This window comes from Phyllobacterium sp. CL33Tsu (genome assembly GCF_900113985.1).
In the GTDB taxonomy this organism is placed as follows: Bacteria; Pseudomonadota; Alphaproteobacteria; order Rhizobiales; family Rhizobiaceae; genus Phyllobacterium; species Phyllobacterium pellucidum.
Genome location: NZ_FORJ01000006.1, coordinates 206,896 through 233,261, shown reverse-complemented (window position 1 = coordinate 233,261; position 26,366 = coordinate 206,896). Strand labels below are relative to the sequence as shown.

General features: G+C 58.5%; 23 protein-coding genes. 15 read left to right on the top strand and 8 right to left on the bottom strand.

The features are described from left to right. Window positions 1-61: 61 nt before the first annotated feature. Window positions 62-496, top strand: coding sequence for an SRPBCC family protein (locus BM074_RS19660; protein ID WP_091924412.1), 435 nt, complete (start codon window positions 62-64; stop codon window positions 494-496). 5 nt (window positions 497-501) lie between these two features. On the opposite strand, the gene BM074_RS19655 is transcribed toward BM074_RS19660, so the two are convergent. The 4 genes from BM074_RS19655 to BM074_RS19640 form a co-directional block, all read right to left on the bottom strand. Then, entirely contained in the window at window positions 502-1,956 is a 1,455-nt protein-coding gene (locus BM074_RS19655) for a GntP family permease (RefSeq protein WP_091924409.1), read from the bottom strand. 6 nt (window positions 1,957-1,962) lie between these two features. Continuing rightward, window positions 1,963-3,051 (bottom strand): patatin-like phospholipase family protein, encoded by a 1,089-nt coding sequence (locus BM074_RS19650; protein WP_091924406.1) that lies wholly within the window; start codon window positions 3,049-3,051, stop codon window positions 1,963-1,965. Between the two features lie 178 nt (window positions 3,052-3,229). Further along, window positions 3,230-3,862 (bottom strand): Vgb family protein, encoded by a 633-nt coding sequence (locus BM074_RS19645; protein WP_091924403.1) that lies wholly within the window; start codon window positions 3,860-3,862, stop codon window positions 3,230-3,232. Between the two features lie 9 nt (window positions 3,863-3,871). After that, a complete protein-coding gene (locus BM074_RS19640; protein ID WP_091924400.1) occupies window positions 3,872-5,092 on the bottom strand; it encodes a helix-turn-helix domain-containing protein in 1,221 nt (406 codons plus the stop codon). Between the two features lie 108 nt (window positions 5,093-5,200). On the opposite strand from BM074_RS19640, the gene BM074_RS19635 reads away from it, so the two are divergent. The 9 genes from BM074_RS19635 to BM074_RS19595 all read left to right on the top strand — a co-directional run bounded on the left by BM074_RS19635 (window position 5,201) and on the right by BM074_RS19595 (window position 15,306). Then, the gene (locus tag BM074_RS19635; RefSeq protein ID WP_091924397.1) at window positions 5,201-5,467 is read left to right on the top strand and encodes a hypothetical protein; all 267 of its coding nucleotides are present in this window, start codon (window positions 5,201-5,203) and stop codon (window positions 5,465-5,467) included. A 41-nt stretch (window positions 5,468-5,508) separates the two neighbouring features. Further along, window positions 5,509-5,922 carry a nuclear transport factor 2 family protein gene (locus BM074_RS19630; RefSeq protein ID WP_091924394.1) on the top strand — a complete coding sequence of 138 codons (414 nt, stop codon included), beginning with the start codon at window positions 5,509-5,511 and terminating at the stop codon, window positions 5,920-5,922. Window positions 5,923-6,092: 170 nt separating this feature from the next. Continuing rightward, window positions 6,093-7,118: a helix-turn-helix transcriptional regulator gene (locus BM074_RS19625; RefSeq protein ID WP_091924391.1), complete on the top strand. Its 1,026-nt coding sequence runs from the start codon at window positions 6,093-6,095 to the stop codon at window positions 7,116-7,118. Beyond that, window positions 7,108-8,415: an MFS transporter gene (locus BM074_RS19620; RefSeq protein WP_244532980.1), complete on the top strand. Its 1,308-nt coding sequence runs from the start codon at window positions 7,108-7,110 to the stop codon at window positions 8,413-8,415. The genes BM074_RS19625 and BM074_RS19620 overlap by 11 nt, the downstream gene beginning before the upstream one ends. Before the next feature lie 146 nt (window positions 8,416-8,561). Then, window positions 8,562-9,695, top strand: coding sequence for a helix-turn-helix domain-containing protein (locus BM074_RS19615; protein WP_091924384.1), 1,134 nt, complete (start codon window positions 8,562-8,564; stop codon window positions 9,693-9,695). Between the two features lie 99 nt (window positions 9,696-9,794). After that, window positions 9,795-10,796 (top strand): D-alanine--D-alanine ligase family protein, encoded by a 1,002-nt coding sequence (locus BM074_RS19610; RefSeq protein ID WP_091924381.1) that lies wholly within the window; start codon window positions 9,795-9,797, stop codon window positions 10,794-10,796. A 104-nt stretch (window positions 10,797-10,900) separates the two neighbouring features. Beyond that, window positions 10,901-12,742, top strand: coding sequence for an adenylate/guanylate cyclase domain-containing protein (locus BM074_RS19605; RefSeq protein ID WP_162737206.1), 1,842 nt, complete (start codon window positions 10,901-10,903; stop codon window positions 12,740-12,742). 314 nt (window positions 12,743-13,056) lie between these two features. Beyond that, window positions 13,057-13,854 carry a tetratricopeptide repeat protein gene (locus tag BM074_RS19600; protein WP_091924376.1) on the top strand — a complete coding sequence of 266 codons (798 nt, stop codon included), beginning with the start codon at window positions 13,057-13,059 and terminating at the stop codon, window positions 13,852-13,854. Between the two features lie 261 nt (window positions 13,855-14,115). Continuing rightward, window positions 14,116-15,306 carry an aromatic ring-hydroxylating oxygenase subunit alpha gene (locus tag BM074_RS19595; protein WP_091924470.1) on the top strand — a complete coding sequence of 397 codons (1,191 nt, stop codon included), beginning with the start codon at window positions 14,116-14,118 and terminating at the stop codon, window positions 15,304-15,306. Between the two features lie 78 nt (window positions 15,307-15,384). Here the strand turns inward: BM074_RS19595 and BM074_RS19590 are convergent, their stop codons facing one another. Further along, complete coding sequence (locus BM074_RS19590; RefSeq protein WP_091924373.1) at window positions 15,385-16,791, bottom strand: aminotransferase; 1,407 nt, start codon at window positions 16,789-16,791, stop codon at window positions 15,385-15,387. A gap of 259 nt (window positions 16,792-17,050) precedes the next feature. Here BM074_RS19590 and BM074_RS19585 point away from each other — a divergent pair, with 259 nt between their 5' ends. Genes BM074_RS19585 through BM074_RS19575 form a run of 3 tightly spaced genes read left to right on the top strand, consistent with a single transcriptional unit; the run spans window position 17,051 to window position 19,867 of the window. Further along, complete coding sequence (locus BM074_RS19585; protein ID WP_027232641.1) at window positions 17,051-17,968, top strand: ABC transporter permease; 918 nt, start codon at window positions 17,051-17,053, stop codon at window positions 17,966-17,968. Continuing rightward, complete coding sequence (locus BM074_RS19580; RefSeq protein ID WP_027232642.1) at window positions 17,965-18,786, top strand: ABC transporter permease; 822 nt, start codon at window positions 17,965-17,967, stop codon at window positions 18,784-18,786. Before BM074_RS19585 ends, BM074_RS19580 begins: the two co-directional genes overlap by 4 nt. Before the next feature lie 7 nt (window positions 18,787-18,793). Next, window positions 18,794-19,867: an ABC transporter ATP-binding protein gene (locus BM074_RS19575; RefSeq protein WP_091924370.1), complete on the top strand. Its 1,074-nt coding sequence runs from the start codon at window positions 18,794-18,796 to the stop codon at window positions 19,865-19,867. Here the strand turns inward: BM074_RS19575 and BM074_RS19570 are convergent. Genes BM074_RS19570 through BM074_RS19560 form a run of 3 tightly spaced genes read right to left on the bottom strand, consistent with a single transcriptional unit; the run spans window position 19,864 to window position 22,917 of the window. Beyond that, complete coding sequence (locus tag BM074_RS19570; protein WP_091924367.1) at window positions 19,864-21,147, bottom strand: flavin monoamine oxidase family protein; 1,284 nt, start codon at window positions 21,145-21,147, stop codon at window positions 19,864-19,866. The two genes, BM074_RS19575 and BM074_RS19570, sit on opposite strands and share 4 nt — an antisense overlap. Beyond that, a complete protein-coding gene (locus BM074_RS19565) occupies window positions 21,144-22,223 on the bottom strand; it encodes an extracellular solute-binding protein (RefSeq protein ID WP_091924364.1) in 1,080 nt (359 codons plus the stop codon). Before BM074_RS19565 ends, BM074_RS19570 begins: the two co-directional genes overlap by 4 nt. 22 nt (window positions 22,224-22,245) lie before the next feature. After that, entirely contained in the window at window positions 22,246-22,917 is a 672-nt protein-coding gene (locus tag BM074_RS19560) for a TetR family transcriptional regulator C-terminal domain-containing protein (RefSeq protein WP_091924361.1), read from the bottom strand. Window positions 22,918-23,190: 273 nt separating this feature from the next. Here BM074_RS19560 and BM074_RS19555 point away from each other — a divergent pair, with 273 nt between their 5' ends. Continuing rightward, the gene (locus BM074_RS19555) at window positions 23,191-24,810 is read left to right on the top strand and encodes a phytoene desaturase family protein (protein ID WP_091924358.1); all 1,620 of its coding nucleotides are present in this window, start codon (window positions 23,191-23,193) and stop codon (window positions 24,808-24,810) included. Continuing rightward, a complete protein-coding gene (locus BM074_RS19550) occupies window positions 24,797-26,365 on the top strand; it encodes a phytoene desaturase family protein (protein ID WP_091924355.1) in 1,569 nt (522 codons plus the stop codon). The genes BM074_RS19555 and BM074_RS19550 overlap by 14 nt, the downstream gene beginning before the upstream one ends. Window position 26,366 lies beyond the last annotated feature (1 nt).

Genomic DNA, 26,366 nt, shown 5'->3' with positions numbered 1-26,366 from the left:
CGCGATTGGCTTAAATTACCACTCAAGGTTGAATGAAATGTGCCATTGAGGAAAGCCGACGATGAGCGAGACGCTTCAACGGGAAATCGAGATAGCAGCGCCGCAGGCAACAGTATTCGCCTTCTTTACCGATCCGGACAAGATCCTGCGCTGGATGGGCACCACAGCGACGGTGGACCCGCAGCCAGGCGGCATCTATCTCGTCAGCATGGATGACGCGCATACGGCCCGTGGCCATTTTACGGAAGTTATCCCCGTGCATCGCCTCGCATACAGCTTTGGCTGGGAGGGAAGCGAGACCGTGCCGCCTGAGTCCGGTCTCATCGAGATCGACCTTATCGAAAAGGAAGGCGGCACTTTGGTGCGTTTCACCCATGGCGGCCTGCCGGACGAAAAGGAAAGAGCGAGCCACGAAAAGGGCTGGAACCATTATCTGGACCGGCTTGCCATCGCAGCGGCCGGGGGCGACCCGGGGCCGGACATGCCTGTGGAATAACTTGCCTAGAACGACCCGAGAACCGTTCCAAGTCCGATAACGGCAACCAGGGCGATGAGCGTTCCGACAATTGCCGCCATGACGATATCGACATAGCTCTCCTTGTGCGTCGAACCGCATACCGCGAGCAACGTCACGACGGCACCATTGTGCGGCAGACTGTCGAGCGTACCTGCGCCGATGACCGCGACGCGATGCATCAGACCCGGATCGAGGCCGATCTCCTTGGCGATCGTCATATAGGCGGGTCCGAGCGCATCGAGCGCTATCGTCAATCCGCCCGACGCGGACCCGGTCAGAGCGGCGAGGATATTGGTCGCGAGCGCCAGTGACACCAGCGGACCGCCTTCGATGCCGAGCACCCAGTTCTTGACGACTTCGAATGCCGGCAGCCCGGCTACGACGGCGCCGAACCCGACGAGGCTGGCAACGCTGAGTATCGGCAGCACCGAAGCATTGGCACCGGCATCCATCGTAGCGCGCAAGCTCGGCAAGCGCCTGTGGCTGGTCGCGATCAGGACAAGGATGGCCGTCGCCAGCGCCACGATCACGGACCATACGCCGCCAACTGCGGCAAGCGATGTGTTTCCCCATCGGGCGTCCTGCAGGAATGACACGTCCATCCTCGGGAGGACCACGAAGGACATGATCAAATTGGTCAGGACCACCACCACCAGCGGCAGGGCAGCCAGCCGGAACGACGGCAGACTGCTCGTATGGCCACCACGCTTGATCTCGCCGGGATCGAACTCCCGGGCCGTGGTTGCGCGCTCGCGAACAAGTTCATCCTCGGCAGCATCGTTGGGGTTGATGGAGCCGGCGTAACTGTAGCCCTCCCCTTTCAGCCTTGCTCTGGCTTCGGCCTGGCTGAGCCACCACATGCCGAATGCCAGCATGATGGCCGAAGCAATCAGCCCCAGTCCCGGTGCGGCAAAGGGGTTGGTGCCAAAAAAGGGCATGGGAATTGCGTTCTGGATTGCGGGGGTTCCCGGCATGGCCGACATGGTGAAGGTGGAGGTTCCGAGCGCGATGGCGGCCGGCATCAGCCGATGCGGTATATTGGCCGCCTTGAACAAGGCGTGTCCCATGGGCGCCAGCACGAAGAAGGCGACAAACAGGCTGACGCCGCCATAGGTGATGAAGGCTCCCGCGAGAACAATCGCAAGGATTGCGCGCTGCGTGCCCAGCTTCTCGGTCATATAGGCGGCGATCGCTTCGACCGAGCCGCTTGCCTCCATAAGCTTGCCGAAAAGCGCGCCGAGCAAAAAGATCGGAAAGAACTGTGCAACGAACTGGGCGGCGTTGCTCATGAATGTCTGCGTCCAGTTTGCAAGCAGCGGTTCGCCGGCAAGCAAGGCGGCCAGAAGCGCGCAAAGCGGAGCAAGGAGCAAGATGCTCCAGCCGCGATAAGCAAGCCAGATGAGCAGACCGAGCGCGATCAGGATGCCAAGAATGCCCATCGGACGTCACACCTGTTCGAGGATGGTATCAAGAAGGCTGTCGATATCGAAGGAAGATCGAACGCCGAGATCAGTGCCATGATCCTTGAGGAATGCTTCGGCGCAGGCGTGACCTTCGAGCCGCAGCATCGTCAGGAATTCCCACTCCGCATTGAGCTTTGAGGACACGCCGAGTTCGACCATCTTCGGGCTTGTAATGCGATGGATGCGCATGTCGGCCCATTGTTCGACCCACTCCGCGTGTTCGAGCCCGCCCTCCTCTGCGATGAGGCGCTGAAACATTGCAAGGCCGCGAAGCTCCTTCTTGAGGCTGGAATTGAAGGAGATTTCGTTGAGCCGGTTGAGAATGTCAGGGGCCGTCTTTGGCACGCCCGGCCGCTCGATAGGATTGATCTGGATGAGCACCGTGTCGCGCGCCTTGCTCTCCCGAATGATCGGCGTCAGCAATGGATTGCCGGAAAATCCGCCATCCCAATATGGATCGCCATCGATCTCGACGGCCTGATGAATGAGGGGCAGACAGGCCGAGGCCAAAAGGACATCGACATGCATTTCGGCATTGCGGAACACGCGGGGCAGACCAGTCCGCACATTGGTCGCATTCACGAAGATCTTGATTTCAGACTGCTTCAGCCGATCGAAATCAATACATTCCTCAAGAACGTCGCGAAGAGGATTGAGGTTGGCCGGATTGGTTTGATAGGGCGAGAAGAGCCGGCTGAAGATATCGTAGAACAGATAGCCGGGCGAATTATCGAGAGACCAGTTCCCGACCATCTTGTCTAACGGCGTCCGCTGGATCGGACTGTATTTTGCCGCATCGCTGACGCGGCGCCAAAACACTTCCAGCGCGGTCTTTGCGCCTTCAGCACCATTCAAGGCGTAGCCTGACACGAGCGCAGCGGCGTTCATTGCTCCAGCCGACGTTCCTGTCACGCTTTCGATCGTCAGCCATGGCTCGTCGAGCAATCGCTCGATGACGCCCCATGTGAAGGCGCCGTGGGCCCCGCCGCCTTGCAGGGCGAGGTCGATTGGCAGAGGGTTTCGCGATTTAGCGTTGGCAGCTTCAGACCTGTCGTCACTCGCCGCGCCCATGGACCCTACCCCGCCAGAAACTTGCGAAGCCAAAACGCTGCAAGGGCAGCATGCCGTTGCAACTCAAGCGAGCAAAATCCGGCTCTTTAGGTTGAACTATGCTGCAGTGCAGCAAGCTTGGCAAGTGGGAGTCAGAAATTCGCGCGCAGGTGCACGAAACGGGTCGACGATAACTTGCTTATTTCGGCTTGCGGATGGCTCTCACCTTGCTTTCACTGCCATCGCCGCAGAAAAACCGGTCTTTCCCATCGGACTCGAGGCCTGACACGCCCGAGCCCTCCGGCATGTCGATGCGTTGCAGGACTTCTCCCGTCTTCGGATCGATGCGCCGGACATCGCTATGGTCGCCTTCCCAGGTGCCGTGCCAAAGCTCACCGTCCACCCAGGTAACACCCGTGACGAAGCGGTTGGACTCGATCGTCCGCAGGATTGCACCGCTTTCGGGGTCGATCTGGTAGATTTTCCGGCCGCGATGCTGCCCGACCCACAGCGTATCCTCGGCCCAGGCCAAGCCGGAATCGCCGCCATTGCCTGGCGCCGGGATCGTCGCGACGACTTCACCCGTCTCTGGATCTATCTTCTGGATGCGATCTTCGGCGATTTGATAGATATATTTACCGTCGAAGGCTGTTCCGGCATCCGCGGGGACATCGATCGACCGCACGACCTTTCCGGCAGCGGGGTCGAGAGCATTGATCCTCTCGCCAGATGCAAACCACACGTGTTGACCGTCATAGGTGACGCCATGGACGCGTTCCACGCCGGGAAACGGTCCATACTCGCGGAGAATTTCAGCTTGGGAGTGTTTCATCGCTATATCCTAGCCGTTCATCAATGGACCGGGGAGTAACAAAGTTGACGGAAATCCCGGCATGGACGGGATCATCCATTTGCGTGCCGGCCCGCGACCGAAGGCCTGTACTTTGCCAGCAGCCGCCAAGGCTTCGAGCGCCCTCTGAACGGTGCGAGGGCCAGTTCCAAGAGCGATGGCCAGGGCGGAACTCGACCATGCTTCGCCATCGGCAAGCAAGGCGAGCAGCGAGCCATGTTGCTCTTCGACAGGTGGAGCGAGGATGACCGCGGCTTGAGAATGCAGCGGATGCAGTGCAAAGCCTTCGCCGGTCGCCTTGATATCCGCTATTGCACGAAGCGCACTGCGGAGCCGGCCGATCTCGACGCGCAGGCGAGCCCGATGCGATTCATCGGCTTCCTTGCTGCGAAAGGCGCCGGCAATAAGGTCACGTCGCGATGCATCGCCTGGCCAATTCGCGCAGAGGGTGCGGGCGAGTGTGAACAACACCGGGCGGCTGGCCAGCGAAACGCAGGCGCTTGAATCGCGTATCTCGTAGCGGCAGGCATCGACGACGAGAGTGTCCGACGCGTAAAGCGCCTCGACATCTTCGAGCCGTACAAGCCGCTCATGGCTGCGCGCGATGAGGCGCGCGGCGGGCATCTCCATCACGCGCGAGACGCTTTCAACTTCTGCAACAAGTGCCGGGATACGCGCCTGCATTGCAGCATCGGCTGCGCGCTGCAGGGCGACGCGCGCAGCTTTGGTCTGCAAGCGCCGGATGGCAATTCCGGCAATCACCAACTCGTAGGCGGCGCGCAAGGGCGGGGGAAGCCTCGTAGCATCGCGATCGCCGAGCAGTTGCTCCGCTTGATTAACATGACCGATCAAAACCAGCCGCCGAGCTTCCACGTGGCGAGCATGCGCGACATTCAATCGGTCTCCATGCGTCTCGAGCACGGCCCGGGCGTCGGCCAATGTCTTGAGGGGGCCGGCAAGGTCGCGAGAGACGAGTGCAATCTCCGCCTCGGCGACAATGCAACGCGCCCTGGCGACCGCTTCGCGCGGCCCGAATGCGCGCGCGGCAGACTTTAACAGCGCTCTGGCGCGAGCAAGTTCACCGAGCTGCGCCATTGCGATGCCGCGTAGCGCCAGTGCCGGTGCGTCGTCACGAAGCGCGACCCGCTTCAATGCGCCGAGGAGATCTCCGGTCGCGAGCAGCCGTGCGGCGGCGGTAATCATCGAGTCCATGCAGATCCCGTCAAACTTGTAACTCTCGGCATTTCCACCGCCATCCTAGTCTGCCCATCACACAACCGCTCGCAATGGCGATGCTACGATAAAAGCAGGAGAAGGAGAATGACTGCATCCAAGGTCACTGCACGCTCGCCGAAGCTTAATCTGCTGCTGCGTATTGCGGACGGACTGAGCTACGCAGCGACGCCCGCCTTTGTTTTGATGGCGGTGCTGACGGCAAGTGGCACGGCGGAAAGCATGTGCGGCTCCGTTCAAAGCATGTCCCCGCTCAATGATATGGCTATTATGTATCTGCTTATGAGCGTCTTCCATCTGCCGACGTGGCTGCGCCTTGCTGCGAGGCGGGGAAGCTCACATCTTCGCGTTTAAGCATTGTCCGTATATAGTGGCGACAACACGGGGACATCGCCATGAACAAGCAGGATGTCATTGCGCTCTTCGCGCATCTCGAGCACGGCGACGGCGCAAATTTCTTCGCGCATGTTGCCGATGATGTCGATTGGATCGTAGAGGGCACACACCCTCTTGCGGGCCACTATCACAGCAAGAAGGATTTCGTCGCCGGCACGTTTAAAAAGCTGGCGAAGGTGCTGCCCGACGGCGTACAGCTGACTGTTCAGAATGTCCTGATTGATGGCGCATGGGCGGTGGTCGAACTCCGGTCGATGGCGACGGCCCATAGCGGCCTGCGGTTTGACAACCACTATTGCTGGCTGTGCCGGTTTGCTGACGCCAAGATCGTCGAAGTGCGCGCTTATCTCGATAGTTGGCTGGTCGGTGAACTGTTCAGGCAAAATCCAATCGACGACGAAGCTTCCACGTAGCCGTTGCACCGGGCGGGAAGGCTGCAAAGGACGACATATTCAAGCGAGCATGCAGAAAATCCTTGATTTATCGCTTTGCGTGTCGCCGTATCAATAACAACCAGATGATATTTCTAGTTGAGTTTAGGTGATCATAAGAAAACGACCAGAGACTTTTCCTCAGGGGACGCATGCGGAAGTCGCTACAACTGGATTTTAAAGCCATTCAGGCCGAATTGCGCAACAGGCCCATCATCCGCAGCAGCGAAGCGTGGGGTCCGACAGAAGACATCTTTGCAACGCGGCATCATCAATACCGGCGAATAGACGATTCGACGGTGTTGCATGTTATGGATTTCCACGTCGTGCAGCCTTACGCGATAGATACATCGCGAAAAAATCTGGTGTGCATCCAGATTATTCTTACCGGTACCTATAATCGCCTGGCCAGCGACTATGTCGACACTGTCAATTCGGCCTCGGTGCAGATCACCAACTTTCCGCGATCGGTGAGCGAAGCGCGTGCCGGCGGAAGGCTGCGAGGCATCCTGATTGCCGTGGAGCGGTCCCATTTGCTCGAGCATTTCGGCGTCAACCTGGATCGGATCCCGGTTGCCTACCGGCCCATCTTTGCGTCGGATGTGGGCATGGTCCAGGCCATGAAAATTCCGGCGGTGAGTTCGGTTCGCATATCCGCGGAGCAAATCCTCTCGTGCAAATATCAGGAGCCGTTGCGAAGTATCTATTTCATCAACAAGACCACGGAAATCATCTGCGACATCGTCTACCAACTCAACAGCATGCTTCCCTCAAGGTCACGCATCGCGCAGGCACCAAGCGTGTTTCACGCTATCGAAGCCGCGGCAGCGATTTACAGACGCGAGTTGCACCGGCCACCGACACTGGAGCAACTCGCTATCCGTGTGGGCGTGAATCGCAATGCGCTTGTGAGCGGTTTTCTGGAAAATTTCGGAGTAACGCCGCACGCCTTCTCACTCAACCTGCGCATGGAGGAGGCGCAGAATTTTCTGCGCAACAGCAATCTGTCGATCAGCGAGATCGCACGCCGTGTCGGGTATGGCGGCTATGCGAGCTTTTCGCGCGCCTTCAGCGAGCACTTCGGCCATGCGCCGTCGGCCGTCAAGGATGAGGGTGAAAGGCCGATTGCCGGTTCCCATGCATCCGCAATCGGGATCGATGCCCGGCATGGCAACTGAGGCGGACGAGACTCTAGCGGAACCCGGTACTTCAATCGACCGCGCTCGAATGAGCGCGCTCGTTGCAACCTTTTTCGGCAATACGCTCGAGTGGTTCGATTTTGTGACATACGGCATCCTCGCGACTTATATCGCACGGGCTTTCTTCCGCGCTGACAACGGTGATACCGCGTTGCTGGAGACGTTCGCGGTCTTTGGCGTCGGTTTCGTGTTACGACCTTTGGGGGCGATCGTGACCGGTTGGGTCGGCGATACCTACGGTCGAAAACCCGCATTTCTTTTGACCATCGTCACCATGACGGCCGGCACCTTGATGATCGCGTTCCTGCCGACCTACGCGATGATCGGTATGACGGCTCCGCTTCTGTTGCTGCTGGCGCGTCTTCTGCAGGGCTTTTCGGCCGGCGGAGAACTTGGTGTTGCGATTTCCTTTCTTTCGGAGTGGTCACCGCCCGGAAGACGCGGCTTTTTCAGCAGCTTTCTTTCAATGACAGTGGCGCTCGGCAGCCTTCTTGCGAGTGGAATTGCCGCCATCCTTATTTCATTCCTGCAACCTGAAGACATGGCGGCCTGGGGATGGCGTATACCCTTTCTGATTGGGGGATTGCTCGGGCTGATCGGCCGGTGGATGCGGGCCAGCGTCGATGAGACGCCCGCCTACCGGCAACTGCAACGCACACGTCCGGAAAACAGCAGTGCTCCAATCCCAAGATCGGACCTTGTGCGCGGCCTGCTTGCATTCGGCCTTACCATTCACTGGACGGTCTGTTTCTATATGTTCCTCGTCTATCTTCCGACGTATGCGCGGGTGCAGGCCGGTATCGCTCCGGCTTTGGCCGCGTGGTCAAACACCATATGCCTGCTGACGATCGTCATCCTTGTTCCAATTGTCGGGCTATTGTCGGACCGGCACGGACGACGGCCGTTCCTTATCATGTCGTGTTCGACAATTGCATTGATGACCCTTCCGGCACTCTGGCTGATCCTTGCGACGCAAAGCTTCGCGGTCATTGTCCCCGTACAGATTGTCTTCGGACTGGCCATTGCTCTTTATTCGGGCCCCGCCCCGGCACTCATGGCCGAACTCTTTCCAACGCAAAATCGCGCGAGGCTGGCGGCGACATCCTACGCCTTCGCGGCCGCCCTGTTTGGAGGCTTTGCGCCGTTCATTGCCGACTGGCTGATCAGCACGACGGGGAGTCCGTACGCCCCTGCGCTCTACGTGGTATCCGCGTCACTCGTCAGCTTGCTGGTGGTCCTTCGCATTCCTGAAACTGCTGGAAAGTCATTCCATTAGTCGCGGTGGCAGACGTTGCAATTTGGCACGGCGCTGTATCGAATTTTCCAACCCGTCTTTACCCGACCCGCTCTGACGCTGACAATTCCAGTCCCAACTAGGGGAAGAATTGCCCAGGGCACTGCGTTGGAAAGGGGAATGACGCAATGGGATATGAAAATGCCCTAAATCCCCATGCGCTGGCGGAAACCGTATCCGCCAATATGATTGCCGGCCTGTCGCAATCGCCACTCACCGACTTCGGCCTACCCGACCGCAGCGGCATCCCGACCTTCGAATTCGACACGCGCGATGTTCCGGTAGAACTCAGGTTCGAGGCCTGGCGCAGGAGTTTCTCATCCATATTCGCCATCGACGAGCCCGATGACCGCGCATCCGGCTTCAATGGCCGGCAGTTGATATGGGATTTCGGATCTCTTGTATTTGCTCGTATCAATACTGAACCCTTGCGTCTTGTGAGTGCCGACACGCCCAAAAATCCGATCGACCACTGGGCCATGACGCTGCCCCTCGACGGCAGGATCAACACCGCCTGCACATCCCGCGTCTTTGGCGGCGGCGCTGGCGTCATCCAGGTTCACGCACTCGGAACCCCGTTTGAATGCCATATGGCTGCCGGCGAAATGTTGATCCTGTTTATCCCGCGCGATTTTTGCAGCGAGGTTGCCCATGCCTTGAGGGGAGCAGAGTTTTCGGCGATTGATACCGCGATGGGGCGGCTCCTGTCGGATTATTTCATTGGTCTCGCGAAGCGGTTGCCCATCATCGACGCAGCAAACCTGCCCGAACTTGTCGCCGCCACGCGAGCCATGATCCGCGCATGCGTCTTGCCATCAAGCGACCATGTCGAAGAGGCGCAGGGGCCTGTCGTGCGCGTGTTGCTCGAACGCGCACGGGGCATCATTCAGTCGCGACTGTTTGATCCGACGTTCAACGCTGAAGCCCTGAGGCGCGAGCTCGCCATCTCGCGCACCGGCCTTTACCGGATGTTCGAACCCTTTGGCGGCGTGATGCACTATGTCCAGCATCGGCGGCTTCTCGATGCACATGCCGCGCTCGCCGATCCGAACGATGGCCGGCGCATCATAGAGATAGCCGAGCAACGCTGCTTCAGTGACGGAGCTGAATTCAGCCGCGCCTTCAAGCGTGAGTTCGGGTACACACCGAGCGAGGCACGCCTTAGCGGCAAGGAACGTCCCTCGACCCATCCGGCAGCCGATCTCATGGCAAGCGCTCCCGAAGACAGGCTCGGCCTTCTCCTGCGCCGACTTCACGGCTGATAAAACAACCCTGGTAGCCAGATGACTAGCATTGCTGCATTCATCTGCCGGGCGTAGATTTGGCACGACCGAATTGGGTCCGGGTGATGGGGGCACGCGATGAGAATCGGCATTGCATTCGATCTTCGTGATGACTACGCGAACGCCGGATATGACGAGGAAGACATTGTCGAGTTCGACAGTATAGAGACCATCGAGGCTATTGAAGCGGCTTTACTCTCGCTTGGTCACAAAACGGAACGCATCGGCTCTGCGTTGACGCTCGCACAGCGGCTCCAAAATGGTGATCGATGGGATCTGGTCTACAATTCGGCTGAAGGAATGCACGGCTTTGGACGCGAGGCCCTGGCTCCCACCTTATTGGACTCCTATGGCGTGCCTTACGCCTTTTCCGATCCCCTCACCCTGACGATAACGCTGCACAAAGCCACTGCGAAACATGTCGTTCGCGACTGTGGCATTCCCACGCCGGATTTCGCCGTTGTGGAAACGCCGGGCGATGTTGAACGTATTGCATTGCCATATCCTCTGTTCATAAAACCCATCGCGGAAGGTACCAGCAAGGGGATCTCGGCGGCATCAAAGGTCCATGATCCGGAAGAGCTTCGAAAGGGGTGCGAAAGGCTGCTTGCGCGACACAAGCAGCCGGTATTGGTCGAAGTCTATTTGCCAGGCCGCGAATTCACGGTTGGCATCCTCGGAACCGGCAAACAGGCTCGTGTACTTGGAATCATGGAAATAATGGTGAGAGATGGGCCCGAGCCCGAAATCTACTCATATCAGAACAAGAAGAACTTTGACGACAGGGTCACCGTCAGGCTCGTGGACGATACGGCAGGCGCAGAAGCGACGCGGCTTGCGCTCGCAGCATGGAAACACCTCGGATGCCGCGATGCAGGACGCATAGACATACGCTGCGACCACGCTGGCAATGCCCATTTCCTCGAGGCAAATCCGCTTCCCGGCATGCATCCGAGAGACTCGGATTTGCCCCTGCTCGGCCGCATGAAAGGCATGTCATATCAGGGGTTGATCGAGCAGATCATACGCTCCGCTTCAACCAGACATGCATTCCAATCCGGGCAGCGCAATCCCCTATAAAACCGGCGATTTTCAGCGCTTTCCAGCGCCGTTCTAATGCCTTTGGCCATCCTTCCTGTGCCTACCCTACTCATGGTATGATGGGAGTGCTGGGGGAAGCAAAGATGCAGCGCAGGCTTGTCACGATACTGGCCGCTGACGCCGTCGGGTACAGTCGTCTCGTCGGCAAGGATGAAGATGCGGCCCTCAAGCTCTTCAAGGAATGTGCGACAATCATCGACGAGCGGGTTCGGGCCCATAACGGCCGCGTATTTGGCGGCGCCGGCGATAGCGTCGTCGCGGAATTTCCAAGCCCTGTTGAAGCAATGCGGTGCGCCATCGAAATCCAGAGCCAGATAGCGCACCTGGATGAAAAACTCTCCGAAGATTGGCGCATGCTGTTTCGCGTCGGCCTCAACCTTGGCGATGCTGTTGTCGAACAGGACAATCTTCTCGGGGAAGCCGTAAACGTTGCTGCCCGCCTCGAAGGCTTGTCCGAGCCGGGCGGAATTTGCGTTTCGGGGAGCCTCTATGAACAGGTGAAGCACCTTCCGGATGTCGGATTTCAAGATCTCGGCACAAAGAGACTGAAAAATATCCCGCTGCCGGTCCATGCCTACTCTGTCAAGAGCATCCATTCAAAGCGCTCCCGCAAACGCCTGCCTATGTGGGGACTGGCGGCGGCAACGACAGCCTTGCTTGCCGTCATCGCGCTGCCGATCTGGTGGAAGTACGTACCGGGCGTTTCAGGCAATCAGACTACCGGGGCGCAAATCGTGGCTTCCTCGCAGCCTTCGATCGCGGTGTTGCCGCTGGATAATATAAGCGGCGACCCCTCGCAGGAATATTATAGCGATGGCGTCACCAATGACATTACCAGCGATCTTTCCAAGTTTTCCGGCCTTCTCGTCGCCGCATACAATTCGTCGTCGACCTTCAAGAACAAGCCTGCCAAGATTCAGGATATAGGCAAGGCTCTGGGTGTGCGTTACGTCCTTGAGGGCACCGTTCAGAAGACGGCCGAGCGGCTCCGCATCAATGCCCAGCTTATCGATGCCGAAACCGGTTATCACGTGTGGGCCGACCGCTACGATCAGCCGCTCGGAGACACCTTCGCGGTGCAGGAAGGCATTACGAAAAATATAGTGACGACGCTTGCGGTCAAAGTGACCGACGCCGAGGAGCGCCGTACCCGCCTGAAGCCTCCGGCAAACATGGACGCCTACGACTACTACCTCAAAGGCAAGCAGATATGGGCCGACCCGACCAAAGTCACGGCGGAAGGCAATGAGGAAGCACGTCAACTCTTTGAGAAGGCCATTGAACTGGACCCGAACTATTCGGCGCCCTATGCGGAACTATCCTATGTCTATGTGCGTGCCTATCAGAGCGGCCTCGACGATGGCGGCAAGGCGAATCTCGACAAGGCGGAAGCTTTGGCGGAGAAGGCCCTCGCACTCAGTGATAATGCCAACAGCCATTGGTATCTTGCCATCGTCGCCTGGAATAAGGGCAACTTCGACAAGAGTTTCAGCGAGTATGAGGCCGCGCGACAGATAAATCCGAACGATCCGGATCTCGCCGCGGATATGGCGGAGGCGCTTATCTATGGTGGAGAACCGCTGAGGGCCATTGAGCAGATCGAAGAAGCCAAGAAGCGCAACGTAAGGGTCCCGTTCTGGTACTTTTGGAACGAGGGCAAAGCCAGATACATGGCGGGCCAATACCAGCAGGCCATTGACGCCATCAACAAGATTGCCTCGCCGCCAAACGATGTTCGCCTAATCACCGCTGCAAGCAAAGCCCAACTCGGCGACATTGCTGGCGCCAAGGCGATCATGGCCGAATTCAGTAAGATCGACCCGGATTGGTCGATCGAAAAATCGGCCGAATACTACTATCGAAACGACAGCGATCGTCAGCATTGGCTGGACGGATTGCGGAAAGCGGGATTGAAGGAGAATTAGCACCGACAAGCAAATGGATACTTTGGACAAACGTTGACATTCCTCGAAACAGAGCGGCAAAATTGCACCGTAACTTGTAATTATTACCCACTTCGGTGGATGTCTTTTCTTGGCGAATGAAGCTGAGAGAGCTCTTTCAAATTTGTACTTGAGCTGATCTCAGACTGGCAGTGCACCCCCGTTCGGACAGTTCCGCCAAGGTGTCACCTGCCATTGATACCCTGTCTTATGAGTTAAGCATTGAATTGAGTAAACGAGCCGGCGTTCAAACGAGCGCATGAGCTTTCAATGTCACGATCAAAAGGGGGAATATCATGCCAACCGCTAAACAATATTGCCACGACGCACGTCAGCAGGAACTAACGCCTGCAGGAAACATAGAAGCTGCAAGGCTCTACGGCCTCGCGATCAAGGCGGACGATGGCTATTTGCCCGCTTACGCGGAGTGCTCCTATGTGCACCTGCGAGCCTATCAGAACAACTGGCCGCCCCAGCTCCGATCGAATGACTCTATTACCGAAGCTGCGAGACTGGCCGATAAAGCAGTCGCATTGAGCAACGATCCCGACAGTGACTGGCACTTTGATTTCAGGGGGCTCTGGTACCGCGCGATGGTGTCGTGGAATGCGGGCGATTTTAAGCGAAGCTTCGACGAATATGATGCGGCACGCTCGCGTATTACGGATCCCGTCTGGAAGATTAAAAACACCGCCGAGCTTGATGCCGACAAGGCCGAGGCCTTGATCTATTACGGCAATCCAGGCGCGGCTCTGGACCTGATCCTCGGGGCAGAAGCTTCTTATCCCGAGTTTCCGTGGTGGTTGAAATGGCTTGCTGCCCGCGCGCACTATCAGCTTGGGAACTACACTGAAGCGATCAATGAAATCAACAGCATCGACCCCGCCAAAAAGCCCAATGACGTTCTCCTGATTTTGGCTGCGAGTGAAGCCCGGCGTGGGAACATTGATGACGCGAAGACCATAATGGCAGAGTTCAGCAAGAATGATCCTGATTGGACGGTGGAACTGTCGGAATCCTACATCTACGGCGACCCGGATCAAAAAACGCATTGGATCGATGGGCTGCGTTTAGCCGAGCTTAGGGAAAACTGAGCTTTCGCTGCATGTTGAGGAGTTTTTAAGGCTCCCAAGGGGTCTGCCGCCGCGGAACCGAGCGCCCACCCTGGATAGAGATGAACCGCACGCCAACTCGGCGTGCGGCGTTAATTTCATGACACGTAACAGACCTTTGAATATTCGCTGGGCGTCGGAACATTCGTAGTGAACATTTCCGATTCTCCGTGGCTAATAGCTTGCAAATAAACATTGTTCATGATTATATTGAATGAACGTTCAATAAATACGGGTGAACTTATGCATGCGCGCGACTTGACGATTCCGAAAGGTTGGGACCGGCGGGGACTGCCGGCCTGGTGCTATAACAGCCCGGCGCTCCTGGAACTGGAGAAAGAACATATTTTCCGCAGCCATTGGCAGATCGCCGGTCACATTTCCGATGTGCCGAATGTCGGAGATTATGTAACGCTCGACGTCGTCGGCGAGCGGGCGCTTATTGTGCGCGGCAAGGACGGTGTGGTGCGCGGCTTTCACAACATCTGCCGCCATCGGGGCTCGCGCGTTGTCACGGACAATAAGGGCACCTGCAACAATGCGCTGGTTTGCCCTTTCCATGGCTGGGTCTACAACCTCGACGGGACGCTGCGCGGCGCCGCCCGGCCGCGCTCGTTCCCTGATCTCGACAAGACTGAATTCGGGCTGCTGCCGCTCGACCTCGAAATCTGGATGGGATTTATCTTCGTTCGCTTCCGCAAGGGCAATCAGCCGTCGGTCGCCACCTTGATGCAGCCTTTCGAGCAGGAACTCGCACATTACCGTATTGCCGAAATGGTGCCCGCCGGTTTTTGGAAGCAGAAGTCCCCGGTCAACTGGAAATCGGTGCGCGATGTCGACAACGAAGGCTATCATGTCGCCATGGCGCACCCTGCCCTGCAGGATCTTTACGGCTCGACATATTACGACGAGCCCTTCATCGATGGCGTCTCGCGTTCCTTTGCCCGTTACAACCCGCATGCGGGGCGTCGCTGGAGCGTGCGCAACTACATCAAGATTGCACCGGAAGCGACGCATCTCCCCGAGCATTTGCGCAAGGCCTGGATCTATTACGGGTTCTTCCCGAATGCAGTCATCGCGGTGACCCCTGAAGGCGCGCAATACTACCAGGAGTTTCCGCTCTCCACGGGCGAGACGCTGCTGCGTGGCGCGGTCTTCCGTTACAGGGACGAAAGCCGCGAGCAAACCGCAGCACGCTATCTTGCCTCGCGCATCGACCGGGAGACCAACTCCGAGGATATCCAGCTGACCAAATGGTCGAACGAGTCGATGATGTCCAAATCCTTCTCCGGCTTCTACCTGTCGGATCTCGAATATACGGTGCGTTCGCACCACGACCATCTGCGCAAGGTTCTGCCGGTCCTGAACGTCGATAAGGCGCCGGACGAACGCGAGGTCTCGGCCCTTAACGAAAGTCTCTGCGCCCGCCATTGAAACGAAGCGATCAGCAAATGAAAACTGCCCGGCAAGTAACTTGCCGGGCCGATTTCATTTGAGGTCTTATGACCGAGCTCAGCCCTGCCAGACGCCCTCTCTTCTCAAATCGTCCATGGTGCGCGAGATGCCTTCGCGCAGGATCGTTACCATGTCGTCGATCTGATCACGGGTTATGACAAGCGGCGGCGACATCACGCACATGTTGATGAGCGGCCGCACCAGCAGCCCAAGTTCATGGCAATGCGCATCGATACGCATGCCGACACTGGTGTCGAGTTCGAGCGGGTTCTTGCTTTCGCGGTCGGCAACGCATTCGACGCAGGCCATGAGACCGGTGCCGCGCACCTCGCCGACAAGCGGCAATTCCTCCAATGTGCGGAGTTGTTCCTGGAAATAGGGCGCGATGGCCTGGGCATGCGCCAGGATGCCGCCTTCGAGCAGATCGAGATTGGCGAGAGCCACGGCGCAGCCGACCGGGTGGCTGGTATAGGTGAGCCCATGGGCATACATCGCGGTCGGATGATTGGAGCGGCGAAGTTCCGCCAGCAGGCGCTCCGATACGACCATGCCCCCCAAAGGAAAATAGCCGGAGGTGACGCCCTTGGCGAAGGTGATGATATCCGGGTCAAGGCCGAATTCCTCACCGGACGAGAACACGTGGCCGAGGCGGCCAAAGGCGGTTACGACTTCGTCGGCGATGAACAGGATGTCATTGTCGCGGCAAATCTTGCGGATGCGCGGCAGATAGTCATCGGGCGGCACGATCACGCCGCCGGACGCCTGGATGGGCTCGCCAATGAAAGCGCCGATCTTGTCGGCGCCGATGCGGCTCACCGTTTCCTCGAACTCGGCAACAAGCATGTTGGAGAAGATGGCAAGACTCATGCCCTCTGGCCTGCGGAAAGGATTGGGCGACGACAGCTTGACGACGAGGTCATCAGCTCCATCCATCCAGTCGCGGTCACGAGGACGTCCGTTCAGCGAAGCGGAAAGATAGGTGGAGCCGTGATAGGCGCCGCCGCGCGACAAAATGAGCTTCTTTTCCGGACGGCCACGCACATTATTGTAAAACTGCATGAAGCGCAGTGCGCTCTCGACTGCTGACGAGCCGCCTGTCGTGAAGAACACATGATTGAGATCGCCCGGAGCATAATCGGCGATACGCTTCGCCAGGACCGCCGAGGGTTCGCTCATCGTATACCACGGCGTATTGTAGGAGAGCAGCATTGCCTGCTCGTACATGACGCTTGCCAGTTCCTCGCGGCGGTGGCCGGCATTGACGCACCACATGCCTGCCGGACCGTCGATGAGCCGTTTTCCCGCGCCGTCAGTGATGTAGATGCCCTCGCCCCCACGAATAAGCGGGCGTGCTTCCACACCGACTTCGCCGGCCGTGGGCCAGGGTTGGACGAGGTGACGCTTTGCGAGCTCAACCACGTCCTGAGCGTTGGATTGGGCCGTTTCCCTGATTGCGTCCGTCATTTGCTTCGCAGCAGCCACGCCGTCCTCGCTTTCCGGTATCCCCACAGATTTTCGATACCAATTATCGGAAATAAAACATATTTCTCGAATATATTGAATGTTCGTTCAATCAATATGTCAGAAATAGTTCTTGATTTCAACGGTAGATTGAGCGCATGATGGAGGAAAGATGGCGACTAACGGGAACGCGCCACATTTCGGAATGGGATAGAATGCTTCATTGTTGTTGTAATCTGTTCAATCTGTATGGACCGTGCCAATGACGGTACCTGCAGAAACAATTGTCGCCATGCCTCCTGAACGAGGCCGAAAAAGAAACTGGCTGCAATCCGAATCTGCGACGGGCCTCGGCCTCATCAGTCCGACACTCATCTACGCCCTGATCTTCCTCGTGGTGCCGATACTTCTCGTCATCGCCAACAGCTTTTGGACCCAGCACTATCTGGTTGTCGACAGAACCTTCACCCTCGAAAACTACCGGATCGCACTGACGGATCCGATATACCGCGATCTTCTTATGCGATCGCTGTGGATCTCGCTTCTGGTCAGCTTCTTCACGGTGGTCCTCGCCTACCCCATCGCGTTTTTCATCTCCTTTCATGGTGGCAGACACAAGGGGCTGTGGCTGTTCCTGATCACCATCCCGTTCTGGACCAGCTATTTGCTGCGCGTCATGTCGTGGAAGGTCATCCTTGGCTATAACGGCGTTCTCAACGCCACCCTCATGGGGCTCGGCATCACCGACCAGCCGTCGGATGCCTTTCTCTACAATACGAGTGCAGTGGTCATCACGCTCACCCATGCATGGGCGACGTTTGCGGTCTTGCCGATCTTCGTCTCGCTGGAAAAGATCGACCGCACGCTGATCGAGGCCGCGACCGATCTCGGCGATGGTCCGGTGCGGCGCTTCCTGCGCATAACACTGCCGCTTTCAGCGCCCGGCATCATTTCGGCGGTACTCATCGTGATGATCCCGACCGTCGGGGATTTCGTGACACCGAAGCTCGTCGGCGGCAAGGACGGCGTGATGATCGCCAATGCCATCCAGGCACAGTTCGGCAAGGCTGCGAACTGGCCACTCGGCGCCGCGCTTTCGGTTACAACCATGGCGGTTGTGACGGCGATTGCTGCGGCCGTCGTCCTCACCATCCGCACGGCCGCGAGGCGCATAAGATGACGGCTTTGCGTAAAATGCTCCCGAGCTGGCTGACAGCCTATGCCGTGCTCTATATCGGCTTCCTCTATTTGCCGGTGATCTTCCTGCCGATCTTCTCCATCAACACGGCAGCGACGCCGAAATTCCCGCTCAGCGGCTATACGCTTAAATGGTACCGCGACCTCGCCACGACCCCTGCCCTGACGGACGCCGCCTGGAACAGCCTTATGGTCGCAGTTTCGGCTTCACTTCTCGCCACGATGTTCGGCATTTGCGCGGCGCGGGCGATCACGCGCTATCGCTTTCCTGCCCGCCGCAGCATTAACGGCCTGCTCATGGCGCCGCTTGTCCTGCCGGAAATCATCATTGCCGTTTCCATGCTGCTGGTCATGCTGCAGCTTGGGCTTAATCTGTCCTTGATCACAGTGGTGTTCGGACATGTGTTGATCTGCATTCCCTATTCGCTCAGCGTTCTCACCTCCGGTTTCGAGGGCTTCGACAGAAGCCTTGAGGAAGCATCTGCCGATCTCGGGGAATCGCCCTTCGGCACATTCCGCCGCGTTACCTTGCCGATGGTCGCCCCGGCGATCATTTCGAGCCTGCTCGTCTCCTTCACCATATCGCTCGATGAATTCATCATGGCGTTTTTCCTCACCGGGACTGATGCAACGCTACCCGTCTATATCTGGGGCCAGCTCAGATTTGCCGCCAAGCTCCCCGGCGTCCTTGCGCTCGGTACGCTGCTCCTGATCGCCTCCGTCATTCTACTGACCATTGCCGAAATTGTGCGCCGCCGTGCCAGCCGCCGCACCCAGAACATGGGAGGCTTGATTGCCTGAACGTACGATGATCGAAATATCGCGCGTGACGCGCAGCTACGGCGCCTTCAAGGCGCTCGACGAGACGTCGCTCTCGATCCGCGAGGGTGAATTCTTTTCACTGCTCGGACCGTCCGGCTGCGGCAAGACCACCTTGCTGCGCATGATAGCCGGTTTCGATACGCCGACGAGTGGCACGATCTCCGTCGACGGCCAGCCAATGGACGGGATCCCGGCCAATCGACGGCCGACCAATATGGTGTTCCAGAGTTATGCGATCTTTCCGCATCTGAACGTCGAGCAAAATGTCAGCTATGGCCTGAAGCGGCTCCGTCTCGATCCTTCCGAAGAAAAGCGGCGGGTCGAGGAAGCGCTTGCCCAGGTTTCGCTCGGAGGGCTCGGCAAACGCGGCGCCACTGAACTTTCCGGCGGCCAGCGGCAACGCGTTGCGCTCGCGCGGGCGCTCGTCATGCGGCCAAAGGTGCTGCTCCTCGACGAGCCGCTCTCGGCGCTCGACAAGAAACTGCGTGAGCAAATGCAGGTGGAGTTGCGGCGGCTGCAGCAGGCAGTGGGCATTACCTTCATCCTCGTCACCCACGACCAGTATGAGGCGCTCGCCATGTCCGATCGTATCGCCGTCATGTTCGGTGGCAGGATTGCACAGGTGGCGACGCCGAAGGAAATCTACCAGCGGCCTACCAATTGCCAGGTCGCGGATTTTCTTGGCGGCATGAATTTCGTCAAGGCCAACATCGTCGAAGAAAATGGCAGCACCATCACGCTCGATACCCCGGTGTTCGGGCGCGTCAAGACCGACAAGCCGGTAGCGTTTGCCCGCAATGGCAATGCGGCGACGCTCGGCATTCGCCCGGAACGGCTGCGCGTTCTGTGGGACGACGCAACGGACAAGCATGAGGTGGCGGGGAAAGTGGTGGACCGGCATTATTTCGGCGAAATCACACACCTTGTCATAGAGATCCCCGGCTTCGAAAAGCCCCTGTCCGTCACCGAGACGAATAATTTCGGCGCGGACGATATTCCTGTCGGCGCGCCGATTAGGCTTGCCTACGATCCGGATGCGCTCGTCGCGCTTGCGGACTAAAGCGAAACGATGGCTTGGGCGGCAGCTGACCTGCCGGCGACGATCGCGCCTTCGATGTAGCCGGGAAAGGACAGCGAAAGTTCCGATGCGCCGAAGGTGATACCCGGCACGCCTTGTCTCAGCACATTCTCCGTTTCAGTGTCGGATGTTCCAACGTCAATGACATCGGAATAGCCGCCACCGCTCCACGCATCATGCGACCAGTTCCTTAAAAGGATGTCCAGCGGCTTGCCTGCCTCCGGTCCAAGGGCCCTGCTCAGCCGCAACAGCACTGCATCCCTCAGACCACTTTCTCCCAAGGCAGGCCATTCAACGGCACAGCGTCCGCCTACGAACACCACGAGGGTGGGATGTTCCTGATCCTGACTGATGTCGCAGGCGAACAGTCCATGTGGTTCGAGGAAAATCACGCTCCCGCTCAAATTTGCAGTGCGCCAGAATGGCGTTCTGTAGCGAAGCAGCAGCTTGGCGACGGTCCCGCTCTTCCAAGCGGCAAGAGCGTGCGAGATCGGTCCGGGCAGCGGCGGGTCAAACGCTATCTTAGACACCATGGTCGGCGGGACAGTCAGAATGATGTGCTGCGTAGCTAAGCGCTGGCGCGCCGTGTCCACCTCAAAGCCCGATCCCTGCCGTATGATCCGCTCGACCGCGTACCCCAGCTTCAATCTGCTCCCTAGTTCGCTGCCAAGGTCTGCGGCGAGCGAATGCATCGACTCCTTCAGAAAATACTGAAGCTCCGAGACCTTGTTGGTGATCCGCTCATCATTATCGACAAGGAACCAGAACGGCATGCCCTCGGCCGCGCGGCACCACAGGCCTTCAACGAGCGACAGGAACATTGATTTTGCGTCCGGTGGGTCGCCTTGACGCTGCACCCATTCTGCCACGCTCAGGCCAGCGAGCGACGGATCGCGCGGATCGAGCTGGCGCAAGCGTCGGCGAATGGCTGCGGATCCGGCAGAAATTTGCCCGGCATCATGCCGGCCATGCGGCGGAGGCTGGGCCATGGTATCACCGCCCTTTGGCGGCTCAAGAAACGTCTTGCCGTAGGCTCGAGCAAGGCCAGTGATTTCCTTCATGTCCTCGCAGAAGAACTGGCCGCCGACGTCAAGCAATTCTCCGAGCCCGTTGCTCTTGGCCTCGACCCGACCCCCGACGCGGTCACGTGCCTCCAGAACAACGTAATCGACGCCGGCGCTCTGCAATTCGCGGGCGGCGGAAAGACCGGCAAAGCCGGCCCCCACGACGACGACATCGGTCTCTGTGACCTTTGGGTTCAATAGCCCGCCTTGATCTTCTCGAACTCGGCAATCATCTTCGCCTTGAGCTCGTTGGGAAGCGGCGATTGGAACAGAACGTTCTTCGTCGTTTCCTGGTTGTTCGCATAGCCCTTTTCTTCGAGGAGTTTCGGATCGACGGAAGCCATGCCCTTACCGTTGGCCATGCCGTAACCCCAATCCTTGACCATGTAATTGGCAATGGCCGGGTCATTTACCGCATTGAGAAAATCGTAAGCCTTTTGCTCGGAGCCCGGTGCATCCTTGAAGCGGACATAGCCGCAGACCCATGTCGAGATGCCTTCATCAGTATCGGGCTTGCGTGCGACTGGCGTGCCATTCATGCTGAGCTGGGTCGCCGCATCATTCCATGCCCAGGCAAGATCGACCTCACCACCGCCCATGGCCTGTACGATCTCCGTCGTGTCAGTCCAGTAGAGCCGGACGTTCTTGTGCACGGCGCGGAGGAAGTCTGACGCTTCCTTGAACTGTTCATCGGTCATTTTCGTCCAGTCGTGGAGGCCGATGGCCAGGCTGGCGAGGGCATAGGCATCGTCGACATTGTCGTCGATTGATACGCGCCCCTTGAACTTCGGATCGGCAAAGGCCTTGAGCGATTGGACGTCCTTTGCATCCACCTTCTCGGTATTATAGGTGAGCGAGGTATTGCCCCAGTCCCATGGCATGAACCATGCCTGGCCGTCGGCGGTGGTGGCCAGGTCCTTCATGGCCATGATGTCGGGGAGGAGATCATTCCAGCCGGCAATCTTTGATGTATCGAGTGGCTGCAGCAGGCCGGCATCACGCCATTTGGCGACACTTTGCGAGCATGGATGACCGAGATCGGCCTTGAAGCCTGAACGAACCTTCTCGAACGCCTCGTCCTCGTCGCCGAAGAAGGCGAAGGTCGGCGAATCGCCATTCTTGGCTGTGTAGCCAGGATGGAAAGACGGCTCCTCGTAGCCCGCCCAGTCGAAGACGATCAGATCGCCGTCGGCCGCAAGTGCGATTGTCGCCGCCGTTGCCGATAGTGCGGCTATTCCCAAAAATACGCTTACGCTTCTGCCAAGTCCTGTCATGGTTCATTCCCCATTTTGATTGTTAGGCAATTTTTCTTGCGCGCAGCTCTTCCCTGGAAAAGTGCTTCGGAAACACCGAAACGAGGTGATCGCATGCCGCCGCATAGGCGGTCGCGCGCGTGACATTTTCCGTTCCCATCAGCAGCCGCAACCACAGGCCTTCGAGCATTGCGCTCAACGCCAGCGCCGCAGAGATCGGGTCGAAGTCATAATCTCCGCTCGACTTCAGTGCCGTGCAGATATCGATGATGACATTCTGGTAGTCCTCATCACGTGCGCCGCAGAGACTTTGATAGGTAGGCCGAGACTTGGCCTCGCCCCAGAAGGCGCACCAGGCGGCAAGCTTGCGCTTGTTGCAGATCGCACGATCGAAATCGGCGGCAACGACGCTTGCCAATTGCCGGGCCGGGTCGTCCCCTCCCTTGGCGAGCGCATTGCGCCAGTGAACCGCATATTCCTCGGACATGTATTGCAGGGTCGCGACGAGGAGTTTTTCCTTGCTCTCGAAGTGGAAGTTGACGATGCCGCGCGACAGGCCCGCACCATCGGCAACATCCGCCATCGTCGTTTCCGAATAGCCGCGCTTGGCCAGCGAATCGATCGTCGCCTCGATGAGCTGAAGCTGCCGCGTCTCCTTCGATGCCTTTCGGCCGCGTTTACCTGCCTCTGCTTCCTTGATTGGTGTCACCTTCATGCTTGACCCTTCCTGCGTCGTACCGGCTTGCAGCTGCATCCGGTCAACGGATGAGTGAAGCGATGGGATGCATTGTCAAGCTTGGTCTGCATCATATTGGGCGCCAGGAACTCCAAGGTTAGCTATCGCGTGATCGAGGTGATCGGCCAGAGATTAACCGACTGTCTTCAAAACGCAATCAAATTTGTTGAACATTCATTCAATATCTGCTGGACAGAAGACAATTTTCCGTGTGAAATTATGCAATAAGAAAATAAGGTGGAAAGAAATCGCATGAAAAGCTGGGATGCAATTGTCATCGGCGCCGGGCATAACGGCCTCGTAAATGCCTGCTACCTGCAGCGCGCCGGCCTCGATGTGCTGGTCGTCGAAAAGAACGACTGGATCGGCGGCGCCGCGACGAGCCGTTCGCTGACGCCCGGCTACCTCTACTCCAACTGTTCATACGTGTGTTCGCTGTTCCGCCCGGAGATCATGCGCGATCTCGAGCTACCCCGCTTCGGACTTCAGGTCATTTCGTACGAAGGCGGCGCGGTCTTCACTCAGGACGGCGATTATCTTGCCAATTACCGTGATCATAATGCGCATCGGCGCGAGTTTGCCCGCTTTTCGCCGCGCGACGCCGAGGCCTATGACCGCTATGCCCGCGACGTGACGCGCCAGTGCAGGTTCATTCAGCCGCTCTTGATGCGCACGGCTGCCGATCCGACGAGCCTGCGCCCCCGCGACATTTCCGAACTCATGTTTCTCGCCAAGAAATTCTCCGGTCTTGGAGCAAAGGAGATGGCAGACACGCTGCGTTTCTGGACGATGTCGATTTCAGACTTCCTCGACGAATATTTCGAGACCGACGTGATCAAGGCGAATTTCGCCCTGTCAGGTATCATAGGAACAGCGCTTGGTCCTATGTCGCCCGGCACGGCCTATGTGCTCCTGCATCACTATATGGGGGAAGTCGATGGTTCGGTCGGCGCATGGGGTTATGCACGCGGCGGTATGGGAGCCGTCACCAAAGCGCTCTCCGCGTCGCTCGAAGCATCCGGCGGTACGATCCGCACCGGAGCCGGGGTGGACCGGGTGCTCGTCCGCAATGGTATCGCCAAAGGGATCGTTCTCGCCAATGGCGACGAAATTCACGGCAAGATGGTCATCTCCAATGCTGACGTCAAACGAACCTTCCTGAAGCTTGTGGAGGAAAAGGAACTCCCCTCCCCGTTCCTGCGCCGCGTGAAGAACTTCAAGATGCGCGGATCGTCAGGCAAGGTGAATATAGCCCTCGACTCCATGCCGGAATTTCCGGCATTGCCGAAGGACTCTCCCGTCTATCGCGGCGACATGCACTTTACCGACACTGTCGAGCGCATGGAGCGTGGCTATGACGACTGGAAAGCCGGACGCTGGTCGGCCGATCCGTTCCTCGACATGGTCATTCCGACGACGCTGGACCCCACCATGGCGCCGCCCGGCAAGCATTTCATGAGCTGCTTCGTGCAGTACTGTCCGCCCAAGGTCGAGGGCCAGGAATGGACCGATGCCGACCGGGACGCCTTTGGCGAAACGGTCATCTCGCAGATCGCCGACTATTCGCCCGGGTTTCGCGATCGCATCGTGCACATGGAAATCCGTACCCCCCGTGAGATCGAAGCGGAAGTCGGCCTGACCGAAGGTAACATCTTCCAGGGTGAACTCACCTTCGACCAATTGCTCTTCAATCGACCGGTGCCTGGATACGCGCAGTACCGGTCTCCGATTGGGGGTCTTTACATGTGCGGTTCATCGACCCATCCGGGCGGCGGCGTGATGGGCGCCCCCGGACGAAATGCTGCAGCCGAAATCCTCCGCGACCTGAAGCGCGGCACCAAACATATGAGCCCTGCCCATGACGTCATTTGATGCAATCGTAATCGGCGGCGGCCATAACGGACTGGTCGCAGCGGCAACGCTGGGCCGATCGGGGCGCAAGGTGCTGGTCCTTGAGGCAAGAAACGATACCGGGGGCGGCACGCGGACCGAGGAATTCGCACCTGGATTTTCCGTCTCCACCCTCGCCCATGTCATCAACCGTCTCCATCCCGAAGTGGTGAGTTCGCTGGAGCTCGAACGCAACGGCCTGCGCGTTGCGCAGACCGACTTCATGCCGAGCATCGGGCTTTCCGCCACGGGGCAACCGCTTGTGCTGACCGGTGCCTACGGGGAAGGCGTTCAAGGTGCTGCGCCCTCCGATACCGCTGCGTGGCGAGGATTGCGCGAACAGCTTTTGCAGTTCGCCGGGATCCTGAAGCCGATGCTGATCCGCCGTCCTCCCGACCTTCGCGGCAATATGGCATTGTCGGAAACCGCAGCCCTCGCAATGCTCGGCGTTTCGTTGAAACGACTTGGCAAGGAGGGGATGCGGGACTTCCTGCGCATGCTGCTGATGAACGTTTCGGACGTCCTCGACGAACATCTTGAGGATGACCGGCTGAAGGGCGTCCTCGCCTTCGACGCAACGCTCGGCAGTCACCTTGGCCCGCGCTCTCCCACCTCGCTGCTCGGGCTCTACTATCGATTGACAGGCGAAGTCGCCGGCGCCTCGGGCGCCCAGGTCGGCGCTGCAGGTGGGGCTGATGCTGTCATCGCCGCAATTCGTTCTGCCGCAGAGAAAGCCGGCGTGCGCGTACGCTCCAATGCGCCGGTCGGTGGCATATTGGTCGAACGCGGCAAGGCCGTCGGGGCGGTCCTCGAAAACGGCGAAATCCTGCGCGCCAATACGGTTGTCTCGGCGATCAGCGCGAAGACGACTTTCCTCAATCTCGTGGGAACCCGCAATCTCGATACGGGCTTCGTTCGCCGCGTCAGCAATATCCGCACCCACGGCAATGCCGCCAAACTCCACCTTGCACTCGACAAATTGCCACAGTTTCTCGGCGTCGATGATGCCGGCCATCGCGGTCGTCTCGTCATTGCTCCTTCGGTTGATCATGTCGAGCGTTCTTTCAACCCGTCGAAATACGGTGAGTTTTCGCCCGAGCCGGTCATGGAAATCACCTTGCCGAGCCTCGTCGACGCCTCGCTCGCGCCGGAGGGCGCCTGCACATTGTCGGCGATTGTGCAATATGCGCCCTACGCCCTGAAAGAGGGCTGGGCCACTGGCAAGCCAAAACTTCAGGCGGCGATCATCGCACAACTGGAGCGATACGCCCCTGGCATCGGCCGCTCGATCCGCCATGCCGAACTGCTGACCCCGGTCGATATCGAACAGCGCTATCGTATTCCCGGCGGTCATTGGCACCATGGCGAATTGCAGGCTGACCAGATGCTGATGTCGCGTCCCGCCTTCGGCGCCGAGGGGTACGACACCCCCATCGACGGGCTTTACCTCGCCGGTGCGGGCTCTCATCCGGGCGGCGGCATATCCGGAGTTCCGGGCCTCAACGCCGCACGCCGCATCATTGCAATGAAGGGCTGAG

Excerpts from the sequence above, each read along its gene's own strand:
- BM074_RS19660 (WP_091924412.1), top strand. The coding sequence starts at position 62 with ATGAGCGAGACGCTTCAACGGGAAATCGAGATAGCAGCGCCGCAGGCA.
- BM074_RS19655 (WP_091924409.1), bottom strand. The coding sequence starts at position 1,956 with ATGGGCATTCTTGGCATCCTGATCGCGCTCGGTCTGCTCATCTGGCTT.
- BM074_RS19650 (WP_091924406.1), bottom strand. The coding sequence starts at position 3,051 with ATGGGCGCGGCGAGTGACGACAGGTCTGAAGCTGCCAACGCTAAATCG.
- BM074_RS19645 (WP_091924403.1), bottom strand. The coding sequence starts at position 3,862 with ATGAAACACTCCCAAGCTGAAATTCTCCGCGAGTATGGACCGTTTCCC.
- BM074_RS19640 (WP_091924400.1), bottom strand. The coding sequence starts at position 5,092 with ATGGACTCGATGATTACCGCCGCCGCACGGCTGCTCGCGACCGGAGAT.
- BM074_RS19635 (WP_091924397.1), top strand. The coding sequence starts at position 5,201 with ATGACTGCATCCAAGGTCACTGCACGCTCGCCGAAGCTTAATCTGCTG.
- BM074_RS19630 (WP_091924394.1), top strand. The coding sequence starts at position 5,509 with ATGAACAAGCAGGATGTCATTGCGCTCTTCGCGCATCTCGAGCACGGC.
- BM074_RS19625 (WP_091924391.1), top strand. The coding sequence starts at position 6,093 with ATGCGGAAGTCGCTACAACTGGATTTTAAAGCCATTCAGGCCGAATTG.
- BM074_RS19620 (WP_244532980.1), top strand. The coding sequence starts at position 7,108 with ATGGCAACTGAGGCGGACGAGACTCTAGCGGAACCCGGTACTTCAATC.
- BM074_RS19615 (WP_091924384.1), top strand. The coding sequence starts at position 8,562 with ATGGGATATGAAAATGCCCTAAATCCCCATGCGCTGGCGGAAACCGTA.
- BM074_RS19610 (WP_091924381.1), top strand. The coding sequence starts at position 9,795 with ATGAGAATCGGCATTGCATTCGATCTTCGTGATGACTACGCGAACGCC.
- BM074_RS19605 (WP_162737206.1), top strand. The coding sequence starts at position 10,901 with ATGCAGCGCAGGCTTGTCACGATACTGGCCGCTGACGCCGTCGGGTAC.
- BM074_RS19600 (WP_091924376.1), top strand. The coding sequence starts at position 13,057 with ATGCCAACCGCTAAACAATATTGCCACGACGCACGTCAGCAGGAACTA.
- BM074_RS19595 (WP_091924470.1), top strand. The coding sequence starts at position 14,116 with ATGCATGCGCGCGACTTGACGATTCCGAAAGGTTGGGACCGGCGGGGA.
- BM074_RS19590 (WP_091924373.1), bottom strand. The coding sequence starts at position 16,791 with ATGACGGACGCAATCAGGGAAACGGCCCAATCCAACGCTCAGGACGTG.
- BM074_RS19585 (WP_027232641.1), top strand. The coding sequence starts at position 17,051 with ATGACGGTACCTGCAGAAACAATTGTCGCCATGCCTCCTGAACGAGGC.
- BM074_RS19580 (WP_027232642.1), top strand. The coding sequence starts at position 17,965 with ATGACGGCTTTGCGTAAAATGCTCCCGAGCTGGCTGACAGCCTATGCC.
- BM074_RS19575 (WP_091924370.1), top strand. The coding sequence starts at position 18,794 with ATGATCGAAATATCGCGCGTGACGCGCAGCTACGGCGCCTTCAAGGCG.
- BM074_RS19565 (WP_091924364.1), bottom strand. The coding sequence starts at position 22,223 with ATGACAGGACTTGGCAGAAGCGTAAGCGTATTTTTGGGAATAGCCGCA.
- BM074_RS19560 (WP_091924361.1), bottom strand. The coding sequence starts at position 22,917 with ATGAAGGTGACACCAATCAAGGAAGCAGAGGCAGGTAAACGCGGCCGA.
- BM074_RS19555 (WP_091924358.1), top strand. The coding sequence starts at position 23,191 with ATGAAAAGCTGGGATGCAATTGTCATCGGCGCCGGGCATAACGGCCTC.
- BM074_RS19550 (WP_091924355.1), top strand. The coding sequence starts at position 24,797 with ATGACGTCATTTGATGCAATCGTAATCGGCGGCGGCCATAACGGACTG.